Annotated in this window: 12 protein-coding genes and 1 pseudogene; 5 read left to right on the top strand and 8 right to left on the bottom strand. The window is 65.2% G+C overall.

Annotated features, from left to right (window positions below; genetic code table 11):
- Positions 1–35 precede the first annotated feature (35 nt).
- Positions 36–2,180, top strand: coding sequence for a methyl-accepting chemotaxis protein (locus tag ABIA40_RS33310; RefSeq protein ID WP_271546203.1), 2,145 nt, complete (start codon positions 36–38; stop codon positions 2,178–2,180).
- Between the two features lie 138 nt (positions 2,181–2,318).
- Entirely contained in the window at positions 2,319–3,380 is a 1,062-nt protein-coding gene (locus ABIA40_RS33305) for an MBL fold metallo-hydrolase (protein WP_035996672.1), read from the top strand.
- A gap of 151 nt (positions 3,381–3,531) precedes the next feature.
- Here the strand turns inward: ABIA40_RS33305 and aroQ are convergent, their stop codons facing one another.
- Positions 3,532–3,963, bottom strand: a complete 432-nt coding sequence (gene aroQ / locus ABIA40_RS33300) for a type II 3-dehydroquinate dehydratase (protein WP_157285641.1) — start codon at positions 3,961–3,963, stop codon at positions 3,532–3,534.
- Between the two features lie 276 nt (positions 3,964–4,239).
- On the opposite strand from aroQ, the gene hemA reads away from it, so the two are divergent.
- Together hemA and ABIA40_RS33290 are read left to right on the top strand one after the other, a co-directional pair.
- Entirely contained in the window at positions 4,240–5,469 is a 1,230-nt protein-coding gene (gene hemA / locus ABIA40_RS33295; protein WP_035996665.1) for a 5-aminolevulinate synthase, read from the top strand.
- A gap of 323 nt (positions 5,470–5,792) precedes the next feature.
- Complete coding sequence (locus tag ABIA40_RS33290; protein WP_404545491.1) at positions 5,793–9,302, top strand: NahK/ErcS family hybrid sensor histidine kinase/response regulator; 3,510 nt, start codon at positions 5,793–5,795, stop codon at positions 9,300–9,302.
- A 7-nt stretch (positions 9,303–9,309) separates the two neighbouring features.
- Here ABIA40_RS33290 and ABIA40_RS33285 read toward each other — a convergent pair whose 3' ends face one another.
- From ABIA40_RS33285 to ABIA40_RS33270, 4 genes are all read right to left on the bottom strand, one after another.
- On the bottom strand, positions 9,310–10,131 hold the full coding sequence (locus ABIA40_RS33285) for an SDR family NAD(P)-dependent oxidoreductase (protein ID WP_404545489.1): 822 nt from the start codon (positions 10,129–10,131) through the stop codon (positions 9,310–9,312).
- Positions 10,132–10,149: 18 nt separating this feature from the next.
- Positions 10,150–10,713: a cytochrome P460 family protein gene (locus ABIA40_RS33280; RefSeq protein WP_404545487.1), complete on the bottom strand. Its 564-nt coding sequence runs from the start codon at positions 10,711–10,713 to the stop codon at positions 10,150–10,152.
- Positions 10,714–10,785: 72 nt separating this feature from the next.
- Positions 10,786–11,817: an alpha/beta fold hydrolase gene (locus ABIA40_RS33275; RefSeq protein ID WP_404545485.1), complete on the bottom strand. Its 1,032-nt coding sequence runs from the start codon at positions 11,815–11,817 to the stop codon at positions 10,786–10,788.
- Positions 11,818–11,852: 35 nt separating this feature from the next.
- Complete coding sequence (locus ABIA40_RS33270; protein WP_275510866.1) at positions 11,853–12,272, bottom strand: organic hydroperoxide resistance protein; 420 nt, start codon at positions 12,270–12,272, stop codon at positions 11,853–11,855.
- A gap of 195 nt (positions 12,273–12,467) precedes the next feature.
- Between ABIA40_RS33270 and ABIA40_RS33265 the strand changes: the two genes are divergently transcribed.
- The gene (locus tag ABIA40_RS33265) at positions 12,468–15,299 is read left to right on the top strand and encodes an ATP-binding protein (protein ID WP_404545483.1); all 2,832 of its coding nucleotides are present in this window, start codon (positions 12,468–12,470) and stop codon (positions 15,297–15,299) included.
- A 4-nt stretch (positions 15,300–15,303) separates the two neighbouring features.
- Here the strand turns inward: ABIA40_RS33265 and ABIA40_RS33260 are convergent.
- The 3 genes and pseudogenes from ABIA40_RS33260 to ABIA40_RS33250 all read right to left on the bottom strand — a co-directional run.
- Positions 15,304–15,492, bottom strand: a pseudogene (locus ABIA40_RS33260) (hypothetical protein); the annotation flags it as partial.
- 4 nt (positions 15,493–15,496) lie between these two features.
- Positions 15,497–17,104, bottom strand: a complete 1,608-nt coding sequence (locus ABIA40_RS33255) for a TRAP transporter large permease subunit (RefSeq protein ID WP_271546218.1) — start codon at positions 17,102–17,104, stop codon at positions 15,497–15,499.
- On the bottom strand, positions 17,101–17,640 hold the full coding sequence (locus ABIA40_RS33250; RefSeq protein ID WP_157285650.1) for a TRAP transporter small permease subunit: 540 nt from the start codon (positions 17,638–17,640) through the stop codon (positions 17,101–17,103). Before ABIA40_RS33250 ends, ABIA40_RS33255 begins: the two co-directional genes overlap by 4 nt.
- Positions 17,641–17,796 lie beyond the last annotated feature (156 nt).

Below are 17,796 nucleotides of genomic sequence, written 5' to 3'. Positions count from 1 at the left end.
CACAAAATATAAAGCAAGGGCGTGGGGGAATTTCGATGGCGATCCGTTTCAGTCTCGGCCGTTTCAAGCCGCGTTTCAAAATGCCGAGATGGGGCGTGCGCGGCAGCCTGTTCGCAGCCTTCATCTTGATCGCGGGCATGGGCCTCGTGATCGCGGCCGGCGCCGGCCTTGCGCTGCAGAATCTCGGCGGACGCATGACTGAACTGAGCGGACGGGACATTCCGCGCCTTTCCGCCAGCCTGCAATTGTCGGCGCTGAGTGCGAGCCTCGCGGCGCAGGGACCGGCCCTGCTTGCGGCGCAGAGCGACGACGCCCTGAACGAACGTACCAAGAAGCTCAGGGAATTGCAGGAGCAGACGCAGCAGAAGCTCAACGAGATCATCGAGCTCGGCGGCGACAAGAGCGTCGTCTCGGGGCTCAGCGATACGATAAAGAGCATCAACGAGGCGGCTCAGAGCCTGACGAAAGCCGCCCGCGAACGGCTCGACCTCGCGGCGCTGCACGAGAAGCAATATGACGCGCTTCGCACCGCGCAGGGCGCGTTCGTCGGCGCAGCGAGCCCGGCGATGCTGGACGCGCAGACCCGCGTCAATGCCATTCTCGGGTCAGCCGACCTGTCAGCCGCAGACGCGACCGACGCCGCGCAGACCGTCGGTCAGCTCGGCAACGTCGTCGCCAGCGGCAATCTCGCCGCCGCCAACATGAGCGCGGCGCTGTCGGCGAACACCAGCGACAAGCTCGACGACATCCAGAAGGAATTCAAGACGGCGCAGGGGCGCCTGCGGTCGAACCTCGATCTGTTGCCGGACAACCAAGGCAACAAGATGCTGCGCGACACCGCGGAAAAGCTGCTCGCGCTCGGCACCGGCAAGACCGGCGTGTTCAATTTGCGCGAAAAGGAGCTCGACTCCATCGACTATGGTCAGACCATCCTGGACGAGACGCGCAAGCTCAATGTCGGCCTCGGCATCAGCGTGCAGCAGCTCGTCGACGGCGTGCAGAAAGAGACCAACGCCTCGACCCTCCAGGCGCGGCAGGAGATTTCGCTCGCGACGTCGGTCATGCTGGGCTTGGGCGCGCTGATGCTGGTCGGCTCGGCGCTGTTCGTATGGCTCTATGTCGGCCGCAACATCCTGCGCCGGATCGGCGCCTTGCAGCAGTCGATGCAGCTGCTCGCGAACGGGGATCTCGAAACCGAGATCTACCGCTCGAAGAACCACAACGACGAAATCTCCGTCATGGCGAACACGCTGCAGGTGTTCCGGGAGAGCATGATCGAGACCCGCGCGCTGACCAGCGAGCAGGACAAGGACCGTATCGCCAAGGCCGAGCGGGCCGCGCGCATGGAGGCGAAGATCGCCCAGTTCGAAAGCACGGTGCGCTCCGCACTCGATAATCTGGCCCAATCGGCCAATTCGATGCAATCGACCGCGCAGAGCATGTCGAACACCGCCGACCAGTCCAACGCGCTGGTCAACGCGGTCGCCTCCGCCGCGGAGGAGACGTCGGTCAACGTGCAGACCGTCTCGGCCGGCACCGAGCAGCTGTCCTCCTCGATCCAGGAGATCAGCCGCCAGGTCGTGACCTCCGCCGAGATCGCCAAAAAGGCGGTCGACGAAGCGGGAGCGACCGACGCCACGGTGCAGAGCCTTGCCGACAGCGCGAGCCGCATCAGCGTCGTCGTCGACCTGATCCAGACCATCGCCTCGCAGACCAATCTGCTCGCGCTCAACGCCACCATCGAGGCGGCGCGCGCCGGCGAGGCCGGCCGCGGCTTCGCGGTGGTTGCCTCCGAGGTGAAGAGCCTGGCCAGCCAGACCGCCAAGGCGACCGACGAGATCCGCACCCAGATCGCCAGCATGCAGTCAGTCACGACCTCCGCGGTCGGCGCAATCCAGGGCATCGGTCGGATCATCGGCGAGATCAACGACGTCACCACCACGATCGCTGCCGCGGTCGAAGAGCAGGGCGCCGCGACGCGCGAAATCGCCCGCAACATCCAGCATGCCGCCGGCGGCACCAGCGAGGTCTCCAGCAACATCGTCGGCGTCTCCACCGCGTCCGCCGAAGCCGGCGCTGCGGCCACCGAGGTGCTGAGCGCCTCGGACGCGCTGCGGCGCGAGGCCGATATGCTGCGCGGGGAGATCGACGCCTTCCTCAACGACATGCGGGCGGCGTAAGAGCCCTATCCTGTAGCCTGGATGGAGCGTAGCGCAATCCGGGTTACGGAAAACTGCCTCGGTATGACCGCCATGCTGTCGCCGCCCAGCATCCTTTTTCGGCTGGCGCCCTGCGCGCACTGGGTTTAAGCCGATAGCATGAGCTCGAAAACCGACACCCCGCAGTCCTCGGCCGAGGCCCTGCGCTACCCCTGGGAACAGCATCCCGGCCCCGAACAGGTGGTCGAGGTGCGGCCCGGCGTGTTGTGGGCGCGGCTGAAGCTGCCGTTCCGCCTCAACCACGTGAACATCTACCTGCTCGCCGATGGCGACGGCTATGCGATGATCGATGCCGGCTTCGGCAACGAGGAGACGATCGAGGCCTGGACGAAGCTGTTCGACGGACCGCTGAAAGGCGTCAACATCACGCGCCTGATCGTCACCCACTCCCACCCGGATCATGTCGGTCTCGCCGGTTGGATCGTCGAGCGGTTCGGCTGCCCGCTGGTGATGTCGCAGGTCGAATATCTGCAATCGGTCTATCACCAGAACCGCGGCACCGAGGAGCGGCGCGAGGCGCAGCGGCTGTTCTTCCGCCGCCATGGCATGGACGAGTCGCTCACCGAAAAGCTGCTCGGCCGCGGCCAGGACTATCTGAAGCGCGTCTCGGTGCTGCCGCCGTCCTACCGCCGCATCTCGCATGGCGACGACGTCGTGATCGGCACGCGCCGCTTCAAGGTCATCACCGGCGGCGGCCACGCCCTCGACCAGGTGATGCTGTATTGTGCCGACGACAAGCTGTTCCTCTCCGCCGACCAGGTGCTGAGCAAGATCTCGCCGAATGTCAGCGTCTGGGCGGTCGAGCCCGACCAGAATTCGCTCGGCGAATATCTGGCCTCGCTCGCCAGCCTGACCACGACGCTGCCCTATGACGTGCTGGTGCTGCCCGGCCATGGCGTGCCGTTCTACGGATTGAAGACCCGCATCAAGCAGCTCGCCGACCACCACGAAGAGCGCTGCCGATTGATCGCGGAAGCCTGCCGTGAGGTGCCGCAAACCTCGCGCGCCCTGGTGCCCGTGGTGTTCAACAAGCACGTGCTGGACGAGCACCAGATGGGCTTTGCCGCCGGCGAGCTCGTCGCCCACGTCAACTACATGATCGTCGAGGGCCGCCTCACGCCCGAGATGCAGGACGGCGTGCTGCAGTTTCGGACGACGTGAGCTCTTCGCCTCTCCCCGCCTGCGGGGAGAGGCCGACACGCGAAGCGTGGCGGGTGAGGGGGAATCTCCGCGAGTCCAACTCTCACCGTCCCCGCGGAGAGTCCCCCTCACCCCCGACCCTCTCCCCGCAAGCGGGGAGAGGGAGAAGACCTCACTTCATGTTCGCGATCGCGTGCAGCGCCGCGATGTAGCCGAACGGCCCGAGCCCGCAGATCACGCCGGTCGCCACGAACGAGATCTTGGAGTGCCGGTGATATTCGTCACGGGCGTGGATGTTGGAGATGTGCACCTCCAGCACCGGGCCCTCGAACGTCTTGATCGCGTCCATGATCGAGACCGAGGTGAAGGAGAGGCCGGCCGGATTGATGACGATGGCGTCGGCGTCCTGCCGCGCCGACTGGATCAGATCGACCAGCACGCCCTCGTGATTGGACTGGTGGAAGGCGAGCTTGAGGCCGAGCCTGGCGGCTGCCTCCTCGCAGCTCGCGTTGACCTCCGCGAGCGTCGTCGTGCCGTAGATGTGCGGCTCGCGGATGCCGAGCATGTTGAGGTTGGGACCGTTGAGGATCATCACGCGCTTCATGGAAGGATCCTTTCGAGAGCCTGGTTGAGCAAGGAAAGCGCGCGCCGGGCCGCGACGGAAGACCATAGGTTGGGGTTGAACCCTCGCCCCGGCAGATGGTGCAGAGCAGCATTACATGTCGCGCAGGATTGATCGGGATCAAACTGAGACGCGCCGGATAGGGCATTTTGCCCAAATGCCCCACAGATCCAAATGTGGGATAGCGCATAGACATTGGAGCTGGAAAAGCTCTAAGTAGACGCGTCCCCTTGGTCAGGTTCCGTTGCAGGTTTGCCGATGGATTACGCCCAATTCTTCGATTCCGCCCTCGATCGTCTCCACACCGAGCGGCGTTATCGCGTGTTCGCCGACCTCGAACGCACGGCCGGCCGGTTCCCGCATGCGGTCTGGCACTCGCCCAAGGGCAAGCGCGACGTCGTGATCTGGTGCTCCAACGACTATCTCGGCATGGGCCAGCATCCGAAGGTGGTCGGCGCCATGGTCGAGACCGCCACCCGCGTCGGCACCGGCGCCGGCGGCACCCGCAACATCGCCGGCACGCACCATCCGCTGGTGCAGCTCGAAGCCGAGCTCGCCGATCTCCACGGCAAGGAAGCCGCGCTGCTGTTCACCTCGGGCTATGTCTCGAACCAGACTGGCATCCCGACCATCGCAAAGCTCATTCCGAACTGCCTGATCCTATCGGACGAGCTCAACCACAATTCGATGATCGAGGGCATCCGCCAGTCCGGCTGCGAGCGGATCGTGTTCCGCCACAACGACGTTGCGCATCTCGAAGAGCTGTTGAAGGCGGCCGGTCCCGATCGGCCGAAGCTGATCGTCTGCGAAAGTCTCTATTCCATGGACGGCGATGTCGCGCCGCTCGCCAGGATCTGCGATCTCGCCGAGAAATATGGCGCGATGACCTATGTCGACGAAGTCCACGCCGTCGGCATGTACGGCCCGCGCGGCGGCGGCATCGCCGAGCGCGACGGCGTGATGCATCGCATCGACATTCTCGAGGGCACGCTGGCCAAGGCGTTCGGCTGTCTCGGCGGCTACATCGCCGCCAACGGCCAGATCATCGACGCCGTGCGCTCCTATGCGCCGGGCTTCATCTTCACCACGGCGCTGCCGCCGGCGGTCTGCTCGGCCGCGACCGCCGCGATCAGGCACCTGAAGACGTCGAGCTGGGAGCGCGAACGCCACCAGGACCGTGCCGCCCGCGTCAAGGCGATCCTCAATGCCGCCGGCCTGCCGGTGATGTCGAGCGACACCCACATCGTACCGCTGTTCGTCGGCGATCCCGAGAAGTGCAAGCAGGCCTCCGACCTGCTGCTCGAACAGCACGGGATCTACATCCAGCCGATCAACTATCCGACCGTCGCCAAGGGCACCGAGCGCCTGCGCATCACGCCCTCGCCCTATCACGACGACGGCCTGATCGATCAGCTCGCCGAAGCGTTGCTGCAAGTGTGGGACCGCCTCGGCCTGCCGCTGCGCGCCAAGTCGCTCGCGGCGGAATAGGGTCCTCTCTTACCCTCCCCTGAAGGGGGAGGGTCGGCTCACATAGAGCGCAGCGATATGGGAGACGGGGTGGGGTGACGGTCTTCCCGCAGCGAACAGTGCCCGTGGGGAGAGATCACCCTACCCCGCTCGCGCTGCGCGCGATCGACCCTACCCTCCAGAGGAGGGTAGGCGCCCGTGGGTGCACGCTCGCACCTTAACGACAACCCCTGTTCCTACCGCCGCACGGCATTTCGCTGTCGCTTGCGTCCGCTCAACGCGCTAGGTTTGCAGGGAAAATGAGCTCGGGCGCCGCCGGCGCCCAGGGAGAGAGCCCCCGACCCATGCTGCACGATTGGGGCGTGATCGCCGCCGCCTTCGGCTATATCGGCTTCCTGTTCCTGGTGGCGAGCCATGGCGACCGCCGCTCGCCGGCCGGGCGCGGCCGCGCCTCCGGGCTGATCTATCCGCTGTCGCTGGCGATCTACTGCACGTCCTGGACCTTCTTCGGGTCGGTCGGCTTCGCCACCCGCACCTCGACCGATTTCCTCGCGATCTATGTCGGCCCGATCCTGATGATCGGGTTAGGGGCCGGGGTGCTCCGACGCGTGATCCAGCTGGCGAAAGCCCACAACATCACCTCGATCGCCGACTTCATCGGGGCCCGCTACGGCAAGAGCCAGGCGGTGGCGGCGACCGTCGCCGCAATCGCGATCATCGGCTCGGTGCCCTATATCGCGCTCCAGCTCAAGGCGGTGGCTTCCTCGCTGGGCACAATCCTGAGCGAAGACCAGGCCTTCTCGCACATCCCGATCCTCGGCGACATGGCGCTGATGGTGACGCTGACGATGGCGGCCTTCGCTGTGCTGTTCGGCACGCGACAGACCGACGCGACCGAGCACCAGCACGGCCTGATGCTGGCGATCGCGACCGAATCCATCATCAAGCTGGTCGCCTTCCTCGCCGCCGGCATCTTCGTCACCTTCTGGATGTTCTCGCCGCATGAATTGATCGAGCGCGCGATGAGGACGCCGGAAGCGGTGCGCGCCATCAATTATTCGCCGTCGATCGGCAACTTCCTGACCATGACGTTGCTGTCGCTGTGCGCGATCATGCTGCTGCCGCGCCAGTTTCACGTCAGCGTGGTGGAGAATTCCTCGGATGCCGAGGTCGGCCGCGCGCGCTGGCTGTTTCCGCTCTACCTCGTCGCCATCAACCTGTTCGTGATCCCGATCGCGCTCGCCGGCCTCGTGACCTTCCCGTTCGGCACGGCCGACCCTGATATGTATGTGCTGGCCCTGCCGATCGAGAACGGCGCGAACCTGCTCAGCGTCGTCGTTTTCGTCGGCGGGCTGTCGGCGGCGACCGCCATGGTGATCGTCGAATGCGTCGCGCTCTCCATCATGGTCTCGAATGACCTCGTGGTGCCGCTGGTGCTGAAACGTCGGCCGGAGGGGCGCGCCGGCGGGGCCGATTTCAGCAACTTCCTGCTGCGCTCGCGCCGACTCGCGATCTTCGCCATCATGGTGATGGCCTATTTCTACTATCGCGCGCTCGGCAGCACCCAGCTCGCGGCGATCGGCCTGCTCTCCTTTGCCGCCATCGCCCAGCTCGCCCCGAGCTTCTTCGGCGGCCTGCTCTGGCGGCGCGCGACCGCGCGCGGGGCGATCGGCGGCATGCTGGTCGGGTTTGCGGTGTGGCTCTACACGCTGTTCATGCCGAGCTTCATGGATTCCTCGACGTCAGGCATCCTGCTGCTGCAGCACGGCCCGTTCGGCATCGAGGCGCTGCGGCCGCAGGCACTGTTCGGCGCCGACCTGCCGCCCCTGATGCACGGCGTGATCTGGTCGCTGTCCCTCAACATCCTGACCTATGTGCTGCTGTCGCTGGCGCGCCGGCCGTCTTCCATCGAACTGCTGCAGGCCGATCTGTTCGTGCCCAATACGCTCGCACCGATCTCCCCGAGCTTCCGCCGCTGGCGCAGCACCGTCACCGTGCAGGACATCCAGACCACGGTGGCGCAGTATCTCGGGCCCGACCGCGCACGGCACTCCTTCGAGGCCTTCTCGGCGCGGCGCAACGTGCGGCTGGAGCCCGGTGCGCCCGCCGATTTCGAGCTGCTGCAACACGCCGAGCATCTGATTGCCTCCTCGATCGGCGCGGCCTCCTCCCGCCTCGTGATGTCGCTGCTGCTGCGCAAGCGGACGGTCTCCGCCAAGGCCGCGCTGAAGCTGCTCGACGATTCGCACGCCGCGCTGCATTTCAACCGCGAGATCCTGCAGACCGCGCTCAACCATGTGCGCCAGGGCATCGCCGTGTTCGACGCCGATCTGCAACTGATCTGCTCCAATCGGCAGTTCGGCGACCTCCTCAATGTGCCACTGCATCTGATCCAGTTCGGCACGCCCTTGCGCGAGATCCTGGAATTCATCGGCCTCGGCGATCCGAACGATCCGCTCGAGCGCGAGGCCCTGCTGGAACGGCGCCTTGCGGCCTACACCACCGACAGTGAGCCTTATCTCGAGCGCCTGCCGGAACGCCACATGGTGATCGAAGTGCTCACCAACCGCATGCCCGGCGGTGGCTTCGTCATCACCTTCACCGACGTCACGCCGACCTTCGAAGCCGCCGAAGCGCTGGAGCGCGCCAATGCGACGCTGGAAAAGCGCGTGCGCGACCGCACCGAGGAGCTGACGCGGCTGAACTCCGAGCTGGCCATCGCCAAGAGCGCGGCGGAGGATGCCAGCATCTCCAAGACGCGTTTCCTCGCCGCCGCCAGCCACGACATCCTGCAGCCGCTGAATGCGGCGCGGCTCTACGTCACGAGCCTCGTCGAGCGCCAGCACAATGGCGAGGAGACGCGGCTGGTCGAGAACATCGACGAATCGCTGCAGGCGATCGAGGAAATCCTCGGCGCGCTGCTGGACATCTCCAGACTCGACGCCGGCGCGATGGCGACCTCGATCTCGAGCTTCAAGATGGCCGATCTGATGCGCTCGCTGGAAATCGAGTTCGCGCCGATCGCGCGCGCCAAGGGACTGGAGCTCGCCTTCGTGCCCTGCTCGCTGCCGGTCGAGTCGGACCGGCTCCTGCTGCGGCGCCTGCTCCAGAACCTGATCTCGAACGCGATCAAGTATACCCCCCGCGGCCGCGTGCTGGTCGGCTGCCGCCGCCGCGGCGCCTCGCTCAAAATCTGCGTCTACGACACCGGCGTCGGTATCCCCGCGGTTAAGCGCGGCGAGATCTTCAAGGAGTTCCATCGCCTGGAGCAGGGCGCGCGGATCGCGCGCGGTCTGGGCCTCGGCCTCTCGATCGTGGAACGCCTGGCCCGCGTGCTCAAGCACGGCATCGCCATCGACGGCAATCGAAGCGGCGGCTCGGTGTTCTCGGTGACCGTGCCGACGGCGAAGGCGGTCACCCACACCGCGGCCGTGACCAGCGCGACGCCGCTGGCGCGCACACCGATCTCGGGCGCGCTGATCGTCTGCATCGAGAACGATGCGGCGATCCTCGACGGCATGCGCACGCTGCTCAAGGCCTGGGACGCCGAGGTGATCGCGGTCGCCGATCCCGAAGGCGCGATCGCCGCGATCGAAACCGCCGGCCGCCGCGTCACCGGCCTTCTGGTCGATTATCACCTCGATCGCGGCAACGGCATCGCCGCCATCCGCGAGATCCGCCGCCGTTTCGGCGATACCATCCCTGCGATCCTGATCACGGCCGATCGCAGCCCCGCCGTGCAGGTCGCCGCGCGCGACGAGAAGATCGCGGTGCTCAACAAGCCGGTGAAGCCGGCTTCGCTGCGTGCTCTGCTCGGGCAGTGGCGCACGCAGCAGATGGTGGCAGCGGAATAGGACGCCGTCAGTAGTCGGTCGATACGCTAAGCGCGCGCCATTTCTCCAGCTCGTCGAGACGCTGCCGGTCCGTCGCCGCGATGGCGTTGACGGCATCGCTGCCGAGCGCGATGCGCAGAGGCGGGTGATCCATGTTCGCGAGCTGCAATACCACGTCGGCCGCCTTGGCGGGATCACCGGGCTGACGGCCATCGTAGTCGCGCTGCATCCTGACGGCGGCACCGACCACCGCGTCGTACTCCGGACGTCCTTCGTCGGTCTCATGCGAGGTCTGGGCAAAGCCGGTCCGGAAGCCGCCGGGCTCAACGATGGTCACATGCACGCCGATCAGCGCCATCTCGCGCGCCAGCGATTCCGAAAAGCCTTCGATACCCCATTTCGCCGCCGAATAGGGCGCGCGGGCCGGCGCGCCGATGCGGCCGCCGACCGACGAGACCTGCATGATGTGCCCGCGGCGCTGCTTGCGCAGCACCGGGATCGCCGCCTTGGTGACGATGATGGTGCCGATCAGATTGGCCTCGATCTGCTGCCGGAACGAGGCGAGGCTGGTGTCCTCGACCGAGCCGAGATCGCCATAGCCGGCATTGTTCACGACGACGTCGAGACCGCCGAAGGCTTCCACCGCGAGGTCGATCGCCGCTTGCGCTGCCGCTTCGTCGGTCACATCAAGCGTTGCCAGCCGCAGTCCTTCCCCGAAACGTTCGCGCAGCGGTTCGAGCGGGTCGAGCTTGCGAGCCGTGGCCACCACCCGGTCGCCCGCAACGAGTGCGGCTTCCGTGATGGCGCGCCCCAACCCGCGCGAACTGCCGCTCATGAACCAGGTCTTCATTCCAGTCTCCGCAAGGACTTAAGGCGCGAGCCGCGTGAACACGTAATCGTGGTTCTTGGCACGGGCTTCGTGACAGCCCCAGCAGGTGCGGTGCTGGGCCTCGTCAACCGGCTTGCCGTTGATGAAGCGGCCAAAGCCCCAGCCTCCAGTGGAGGCATATTTCTTGGAATCCTTGACCATCACCTGGACCGTCGTAGCAGCACCGGGGATCGTCGCGGATGCAAATTCAGGTGATTGCTTCCGCTTCCAAGCGCGCTTGACCAACACGGTCCCGTCCGGGAACGGAAGCTTGCCGGCCTGGTAGGCATCGATGGCAGCCTGGTTGCCGACGACAGCGCGCAGTTCGTCGAGCGGCGCAGCCTCCTCGGCCGGCGCGATCAGCTCCCACTGCTTGTAGCCGGCGGGGATCGTGACGCCGAAGATCGGCGAGGCGTTGGCGGCCGTGCTTTCAGCCGGCGTCTGCGCCGAGACGATCGTGGCGAGATACGGCACGCAGGTCAGCAGAATGACGACGAGAACCACGGCAAGAACGATCACCGTGGAGAATGCGAAGGTTTTCTTTTCGGGTTCGGGCGCGGTCATGATCTCTCAACAGGCTCGGAGCGACGGATATCCTCCGGTCCAGCCGGGCTGAACCGGAGGCGGACAATATCCTCAGGCGCCGCCGTCGGCGTCGATGATGGCCTTGGCGAAGGCTTGCGGCGCTTCCTGCGGCAGATTGTGGCCGACGCCGCCGGTGATCAGGCGAAACTCGTATCGGCCTGAGAACTTCTTGGCATAGGCGCTGGGATCGGGATGGGGCGCGCCGTTGGCATCGCCCTCCATCGTGATCGTCGGCACCTCGATCTGCGGAGCTGCGGCCAGCTTCTTTTCGAGATGCTCGTATTTTGCCTCGCCCTGGGCGAGCCCGAGCCGCCAGCGGTAATTGTGGATCGTGATCGCGACATGATCCTTGTTGTCGAGCGACGCTGCGCTTCTGTTGAAGGTGGCGTCGTCGAACTTCCACTGCGGCGAGGCCAGCTTCCAGATCAGCTTGGCGAAATCATGCGTGTACTTCTCGTAGCCGGCCCGGCCGCGCTCGGTCGCGAAGTAGAACTGGTACCACCATTGCAGCTCGGCCGACGGCGGCAGCGGCGTATTGCCCGCAGCCTGGCTGGAGATCAGATATCCGCTGACCGACACCAGCGCGCGGCACCGCTCCGGCCACAGCGCGGCGATGATGTCGGCGGTGCGTGCACCCCAGTCGAAGCCGGCGACGACGGCCTTCTTGATCTCGAGCTTGTCCATCAGCGCGATGATGTCGGACGCCATCGCGGCAGGCTCGCCATTGCGCGGCGTCTCGCTGGAGAGGAAGTGCGTCGAGCCGTAACCGCGCAGATGAGGGATGATGATGCGATAGCCGGCCTGCGCCAGGATCGGTGCGACCTCGATGAAGGCGTGAATGTCGTAGGGCCAGCCGTGCAGCAGGATCGCCACCGGACCGTTCGAGGGACCCGCCTCGGCATAGCCGACATTGAGGACGCCGGCTTCGATCTGCTTGATCGCGCCGAAGGACGCATTCGACCCTTGAGATCGCTGCGGTTCGGTCTCGGCACGAGCGAACGCGATCATGCCGATACCGGCGGCGGCAGCTCCGGTGGCGATGCCGAGAAACTGGCGGCGGTGCTGATCAATGATCCGTTTCATGATGGTGTTACCTTGTCGTGGTTGATGATGGTGCGTCAGATCAGCGCGACCGTGACGTCGATGTTGCCGCGGACGGCCTTGGAGTAGGGGCAGGTTTGATGCGCTTCATCGATGATGCCGCGTGCGATCTCGGGGTCGAGACCCGGCAGGCTGACATTGAGGCGCGCCCTCAGCGCGTAGGCGCCCTCGTCGAGCACGAGATCGATCTCCGTATCGATCGCGCTTTTCCTGGGAAGGGTCACCTTCTGCTTGCGCGCGGCGAGTTCCATGGCGCCTTCGAAGCAGGCCGACCAGCCGGCCGCAAACAATTGCTCGGGATTTGTGCCGATGCCGGCCCCGCCCGGCGGCGACAGCTTGACGTCGAGGCGACCGTCGGAACTGCGCGATATGCCGTCTTGCCGGCCGCCGCTGGTGTGGGTCCGGGCCGTGTAGAGCAGTTTTGCCGTGTGCGTCATGAAGAGCTCCTTGCCGTCGCGCAAACTGACTAGCAGCGACGCGCTCCGGAGACCCGTTTGGACTTGTGAGAAGTTGTGAGGCCGGCGCAGAAGCTGTTACGAGGCCTGCAAACAAGGTCTGAGGCCGATGCAATGCAGGCCTTGCGGGATGGCTGCCCTCTGGCTATCCGGTTCGCAAATGAGCAAGATTTCGCGATGACCACGCCGACCGGGCCAAGACTCTCGTTCGGACCATTCACCGTGGCGCCACATGAAAGGCTCGTGACGCGCGACGGCGTCACAGTGCCGCTGGGTGCGAAGGCGTTCGACGCGCTGATCGCACTGATGTCGCGGCCGAACGAGGTCGTCAGCAAATGGGATCTGATGGCGCTGGTGTGGCCCGGCATCACCGTCGAAGAGGCCAATCTGCGCTTTCACATCGCCGCCCTCCGCAAGGCGCTCGGCGACGGCAAAGACGGGGCGCGATACATCACGACGCTCTCCGGGCGCGGCTATTGCTTCGTGGCACCGATCTCGCACACGCAGCTTCAGGCGGCGCGGCGCTCGTCCCCGCCGATGGAACTGCCGCCGGTCAAGCTGCCGAATCGGCTGCAACGGATGATCGGGCGCGACCAGGCGGTCGCCACCATCTCCGACAAGCTTCTCACCTCGCGCTTCGTCACGATCGTCGGTCCGGGCGGCGTTGGCAAGACTGCCGTCGCGGTGGCGATCGCCCACGACCTGCTCGCGACGTTCTCCGACGCCGCACATTTCGTCGACCTTGCCGCGCTCAGCGATCCCGATCTCGTGATCACCTCGATCCTGTTGATGCTCGGCTTGCCGGCCGAGACCGACGATCCCCTGCCCGCGCTGCTCGCGCATGTCAGGGACAAGCGGATGCTGCTCATCCTCGACAATTGCGAGCATGTCATCGCCGCGGCGGCACCGCTGGCTTCGGCGATCTTCCACGCTGCGCCTGATGTGCACATCCTCGCCACCAGCCGCGAAGCCCTGCGCGTCGAGGGCGAGCAGGTCTATCGATTGGCACCGCTCGCCGTACCGCCTGATAGTGCCGGGCTGAGTGCGGCGGCTGCGCAGACCTATCCCGCGCTTCAGCTCTTCATCGAACGGGCGACCGCTGGCGGCGCGCAGATCGCACTCGACGATACCAACGCCGCGACTATCGCGAGGATCTGCCGCAACCTTGACGGCATGGCCCTGGCGATCGAGCTCGCCGCAGGCCGGGTCGAAGCTTACGGCCTGGAGCAGACGGCCGCGCTGCTCGACGAGCGTCTCAATCTGCTCTGGCAGGGCCAGCGCACCGCGCCGCCGCGGCAGAAGACGTTGCGGGCGACGCTGGACTGGAGCTACGGGCTGCTGTCCGACATCGAGCGCCTCGTCCTCCGCAGGCTGGCGGTCTTCGCAGGTCACTTCACCATCGACGCCGCCCTCGAGGTCGTCCCGGATGAACGTGCCGACCGCTCCCATTTGTTCGATGCCATCGACAGTCTCGTCGCCAAATCGATGGTCGCGCCGCGGCCGGTCGGCGCCATGATGCGCTACCGTCTGCTCGATACCACGCGCGCCTATCTGCTCGAGATCGAGCCGAACGACGCCGCGCTCGCCGCCCGCCACGCGGCCTACTACCGGCGATGGCTGGAGCAGGCCGGCAGCACTTGGGCGGCAACGCCGAATGCCGACGAACGGGCGATCCACTTCTCCGCGCTCCACAACGTGCGTGCCGCGCTGGACTGGTGCTTTGGCGCGGGCGGCGACGCCAGCGCCGGCATCACGCTCGCCGCCGCGGCAGCGCCGATCTTCCTCGCGATGTCTCTTCTGATCGAATGCCGGCGCTGGTCGGAACGGGCACTGCTTGCCATGACCCCGTCCGCGCGCGGCAGCGCCGATGAAATGCACATCCAGGCCGCCCTCGGGCTGACCCTGATGTTCACGCGCGGCGGCAGCGAGGCGGCGCGCGTGGCCTTGAGCAGGAGCCTTGCGATCGCGGAGGCGCGCGGCGACGCGCCGAACCAGCTGCAGCTGCTCGGCCGCATGCATATCTTTCACGAACGGATGGGGCAGTTCGACGCAGCGCTTGGTTATGCGCAGCAGAGCCTTGCGGTCGCGCAGCCGCTCGGCGATCCCGGCTCGATCGTCCTCGCCCATTCGCTGCTCGGGGTTTCGCTGCATCTGGCCGGCGAGCACCGCGACGCGCTGAAGATGCTGGAGGTCGCATGGCAAGGGCCGGGCGCGGAACGAACCAGCACCATTCATGGCTTCGATCATCGCAACCGGGCCGGCATCACGCTGGCGCGCGAACTCTGGTTGCAGGGCCGTCCCGCGGACGCGCGGCAGCTGGCGCAACAGACGGTGACTGAAGCCGCGCAAATGGAGCATCCGATCACGCTCTGCATCGCGTTGATCTGGGCGGTCTCGATCTCGCTCTGGGACGGCGATCTCGACGGCGCCGAGCAGAGCATCGACCAATTCATCGCGCATGCCGAATCTCGCTCGATGGGTCCCTATCTCGTGGTGGGCCGCGGCGTGAAAGGCGAACTGGCGATCCGGCGGGGAGACGCCGCGCAAGGCGTCGATACGATCTTCGCTTGCCTACGCGAGCTCCACGAGGCCGGCTACGAACTGCTCACCACGACCTTCAACATCGCGCTGGTTCAAGGCTTGTTGGCGCTTGGACAGATCGAGCAGAGTGCGCGCCTGATCGAGGATGCGATCCGCCTCGTCGATCAGGGCGGCGATCATCTCTACATGCCCGAATTGCTGCGGATGAAAGGCAGAGTTCTGTTGTCGCTGCCCGAGCCCGACGCCGAGCAGGCACAAGCCCACTTCATGCAATCCCTGGATCTCAGTCGCCAACAAGGCGCCACGGCCTGGGAGCTGCGCGCCGCGATCGATCTCGCCGGGCTGTTTGCCGGACGCGGGCAGCGCGACGAGGCGAAGCGATGGCTCCAATCGGCGCTCGAAGGCTTTGCCGAGGGCTCCGAAACGGCGGATATCAGAGCGGCCAGCGTGCTTCTGACCACGCTGTAGCGGATCACCCCGTCGGCGTGCCCTGCTTCCACTGGCCGCCGGTGATCTTCGCCGCCGCGATTACCGCCTGCGTCCGGCTCTCGACGCCGAGCTTCTGCAGGATCGCCGTGACAGGGGCCTTGGCGTCACGCAAGGTCTCGACCCCGAACCGCTTCGGAATGAAGCCGGACGCGCCGAAATGCCTCGGTTGACGTCCCTCAGTTCTTGGGCTGCCCGAAATCGATCAATGGTGGCGGCAGCTCGACGTCCGGAATCTCGATCTTGATCTTCTCCAGATCCACCTTGATCGGGGCGTCCAGCAACCCGGTGACAGTGATCGGGAATGCGATCACGACCGCAACCATGATCGCCTGCAGACCGATCCACGGCACCGCGCCCCAATAGATGTCTGAACTCTTGACTTCCTTCGGCGCCACGCCGCGCAAATAGAACAGCGCGAAGCCAAAGGGGGGATGCAGGAAGGAAGTCTGCATGTTCACGCACAGCATGATCCCAAACCAGATCAAGGCAGCATCCGCGCCGACGACAGGGGTGAGGAGCTTGAGGGCGGTCGGCGCGACCATGGGGACAATAATGAAGGCAATCTCGAAGAAGTCGAGGAAGAAGGCGACAAAGAAGATGAACAGATTGATGAAGATTAAGAAGCCCCACACACCGCCCGGCAACGATGTCAGCATATGTTCGAGCCAGACGCCCCCGTTGCAGCCGAGAAAGACAATCGAGAAACAGGTCGATCCAATGAGGATAAAAGTCACCATGCAAGTGATGCGCATGGTGGTCTCATAACCCTGCTTTACCAGCAAGCGCAGGTCGGGAATCCTGATTACCTCGAGACACAGCCAGGCCACTGCCAGATAGGCAGTCGCGAACGCAATCTTGAACGGCAGATTCGGCGTGAAGTAGATGCCGATGATGGTGCCGATTCCGGCAGCGGCGACGCCGACGAGCAAGACCTTGTGACCGGCCGAGCTGAAATCCTTGTGATGGATGACGGCGAGGACGATCGCGCCGACGGCGCCCATCGCGCCCGCTTCGGTCGGCGTGGCGAGGCCCAGCATCATCGTGCCGAGCACCACGAAGATCAGAACGGCGGATGGAATGATGCCTAGAAGGCATTTGCGCCAGAGCGCCCAGCCCTTGAGCGTCCTCGCTTCCTTGGGCACCGCCGGGACATGGCCCGGCTTGACGATGCTCAGAACGAAGGTGTAGCCCGCGAACAGCGCAATCTGGAGGATCGATGGCCCCCAGGCGCCCAGATACATGTCGCCCACTGACTTGCCGAGCTGGTCCGCGAGCACGATCAGAACCAGCGAAGGAGGCACCAGCTGCGTTATGGTGCCGGAGGCTGCGAGCACGCCGGTGATGTAGCGCACGTTATAGCCGTAGCGGATCATGACCGGCATCGAGATCAGCGCCATCGCGATCACCTGCGCGGCCACGGTGCCTGTGATGGCACCGAGGATGAAGCCGACGATGATCACGGAATAGCCGAGACCGCCGCGAACGGGGCCAAACAGCTGCCCCATCGAATCCAGCATGTCCTCTGCGAGGCCGCATCGTTCGAGGATCGCGCCCATGAACGTGAAGAATGGGATGGCCAGCAGCAGCTCGTTGGCCAGAACGCTGCCGTAGATGCGCTCCGGGATCGCCTGGAGGAAGCTGAACTCGAAAAATCCCAAATGGATCGCGAGAAATCCGAACGAGAGCCCGAGGGCGGCCAGCGTGAAGGCGACCGGAAAGCCGATGAGCATCGCCAGAACAAGTCCGCCGAACATCAGCGGCGGCATCATCTCGATCGTGATCATTGGGTCGGCCGCTCGTATTTCGCATCGATGGTGACTTCACCGCGCAAGGCGGCGGCGCGCTTGATGACCTCCGAGATACCTTGCAAAGCCAGCATGAAGAATCCGGCCGGCAGCACAAATTTGATCGGCCAGCGCATGAGGCCGCCGGCATTGTTGGACATTTCGCCGATGACGAACGAGTTGTAGAACATCGCCCAAGACAGGTAGCTGAGGAGCAGGCAGGCCGGGACGAGGAAGACCAATGTCCCGATCAGGTCCAGCCACAGCTGGCCGCGTTCGGAGAGCATGAGATAAAGGATCTCGACGCGGACGTGCTCGTTGCGCTTGAAGGTGTAGGACGCGCCGAACATCACGACGACGGCGAACATGTACCACTGCGTTTCGAGCCAGCTGTTCGAGCTGTAGCTGAAGGCGTAGCGGATCATCGCATTCACAGCGCTGACCAGACAGGCCGCGAGCACCAGAATGTTGCAGACGCTGCCGACCTTTTCGTTCAGCCAGTCGATCGCCGTACTTATCGCCAACAATGGGCGCATTGCAGACTTTTCCCCGCTCGCTGAGTGCTACCTCCAAGCAGGCAGGATCATGCCGACGCAATAGCTGTCGTCCATGCCCATGCGGAAGTTAGGTCACCCTCCCGACGCTTCCGCCCGTTCTTATTGTCGGTTTTTGACGAGCCATGGTTAGGTCTC

Source organism: Bradyrhizobium sp. USDA 223, from assembly GCF_044909005.1.
GTDB lineage: Bacteria > Pseudomonadota > Alphaproteobacteria > Rhizobiales > Xanthobacteraceae > Bradyrhizobium > Bradyrhizobium yuanmingense.
The sequence above is the reverse complement of the archived record's forward strand: the minus strand, read 5'-3'. Positions and strand labels throughout refer to the sequence as shown.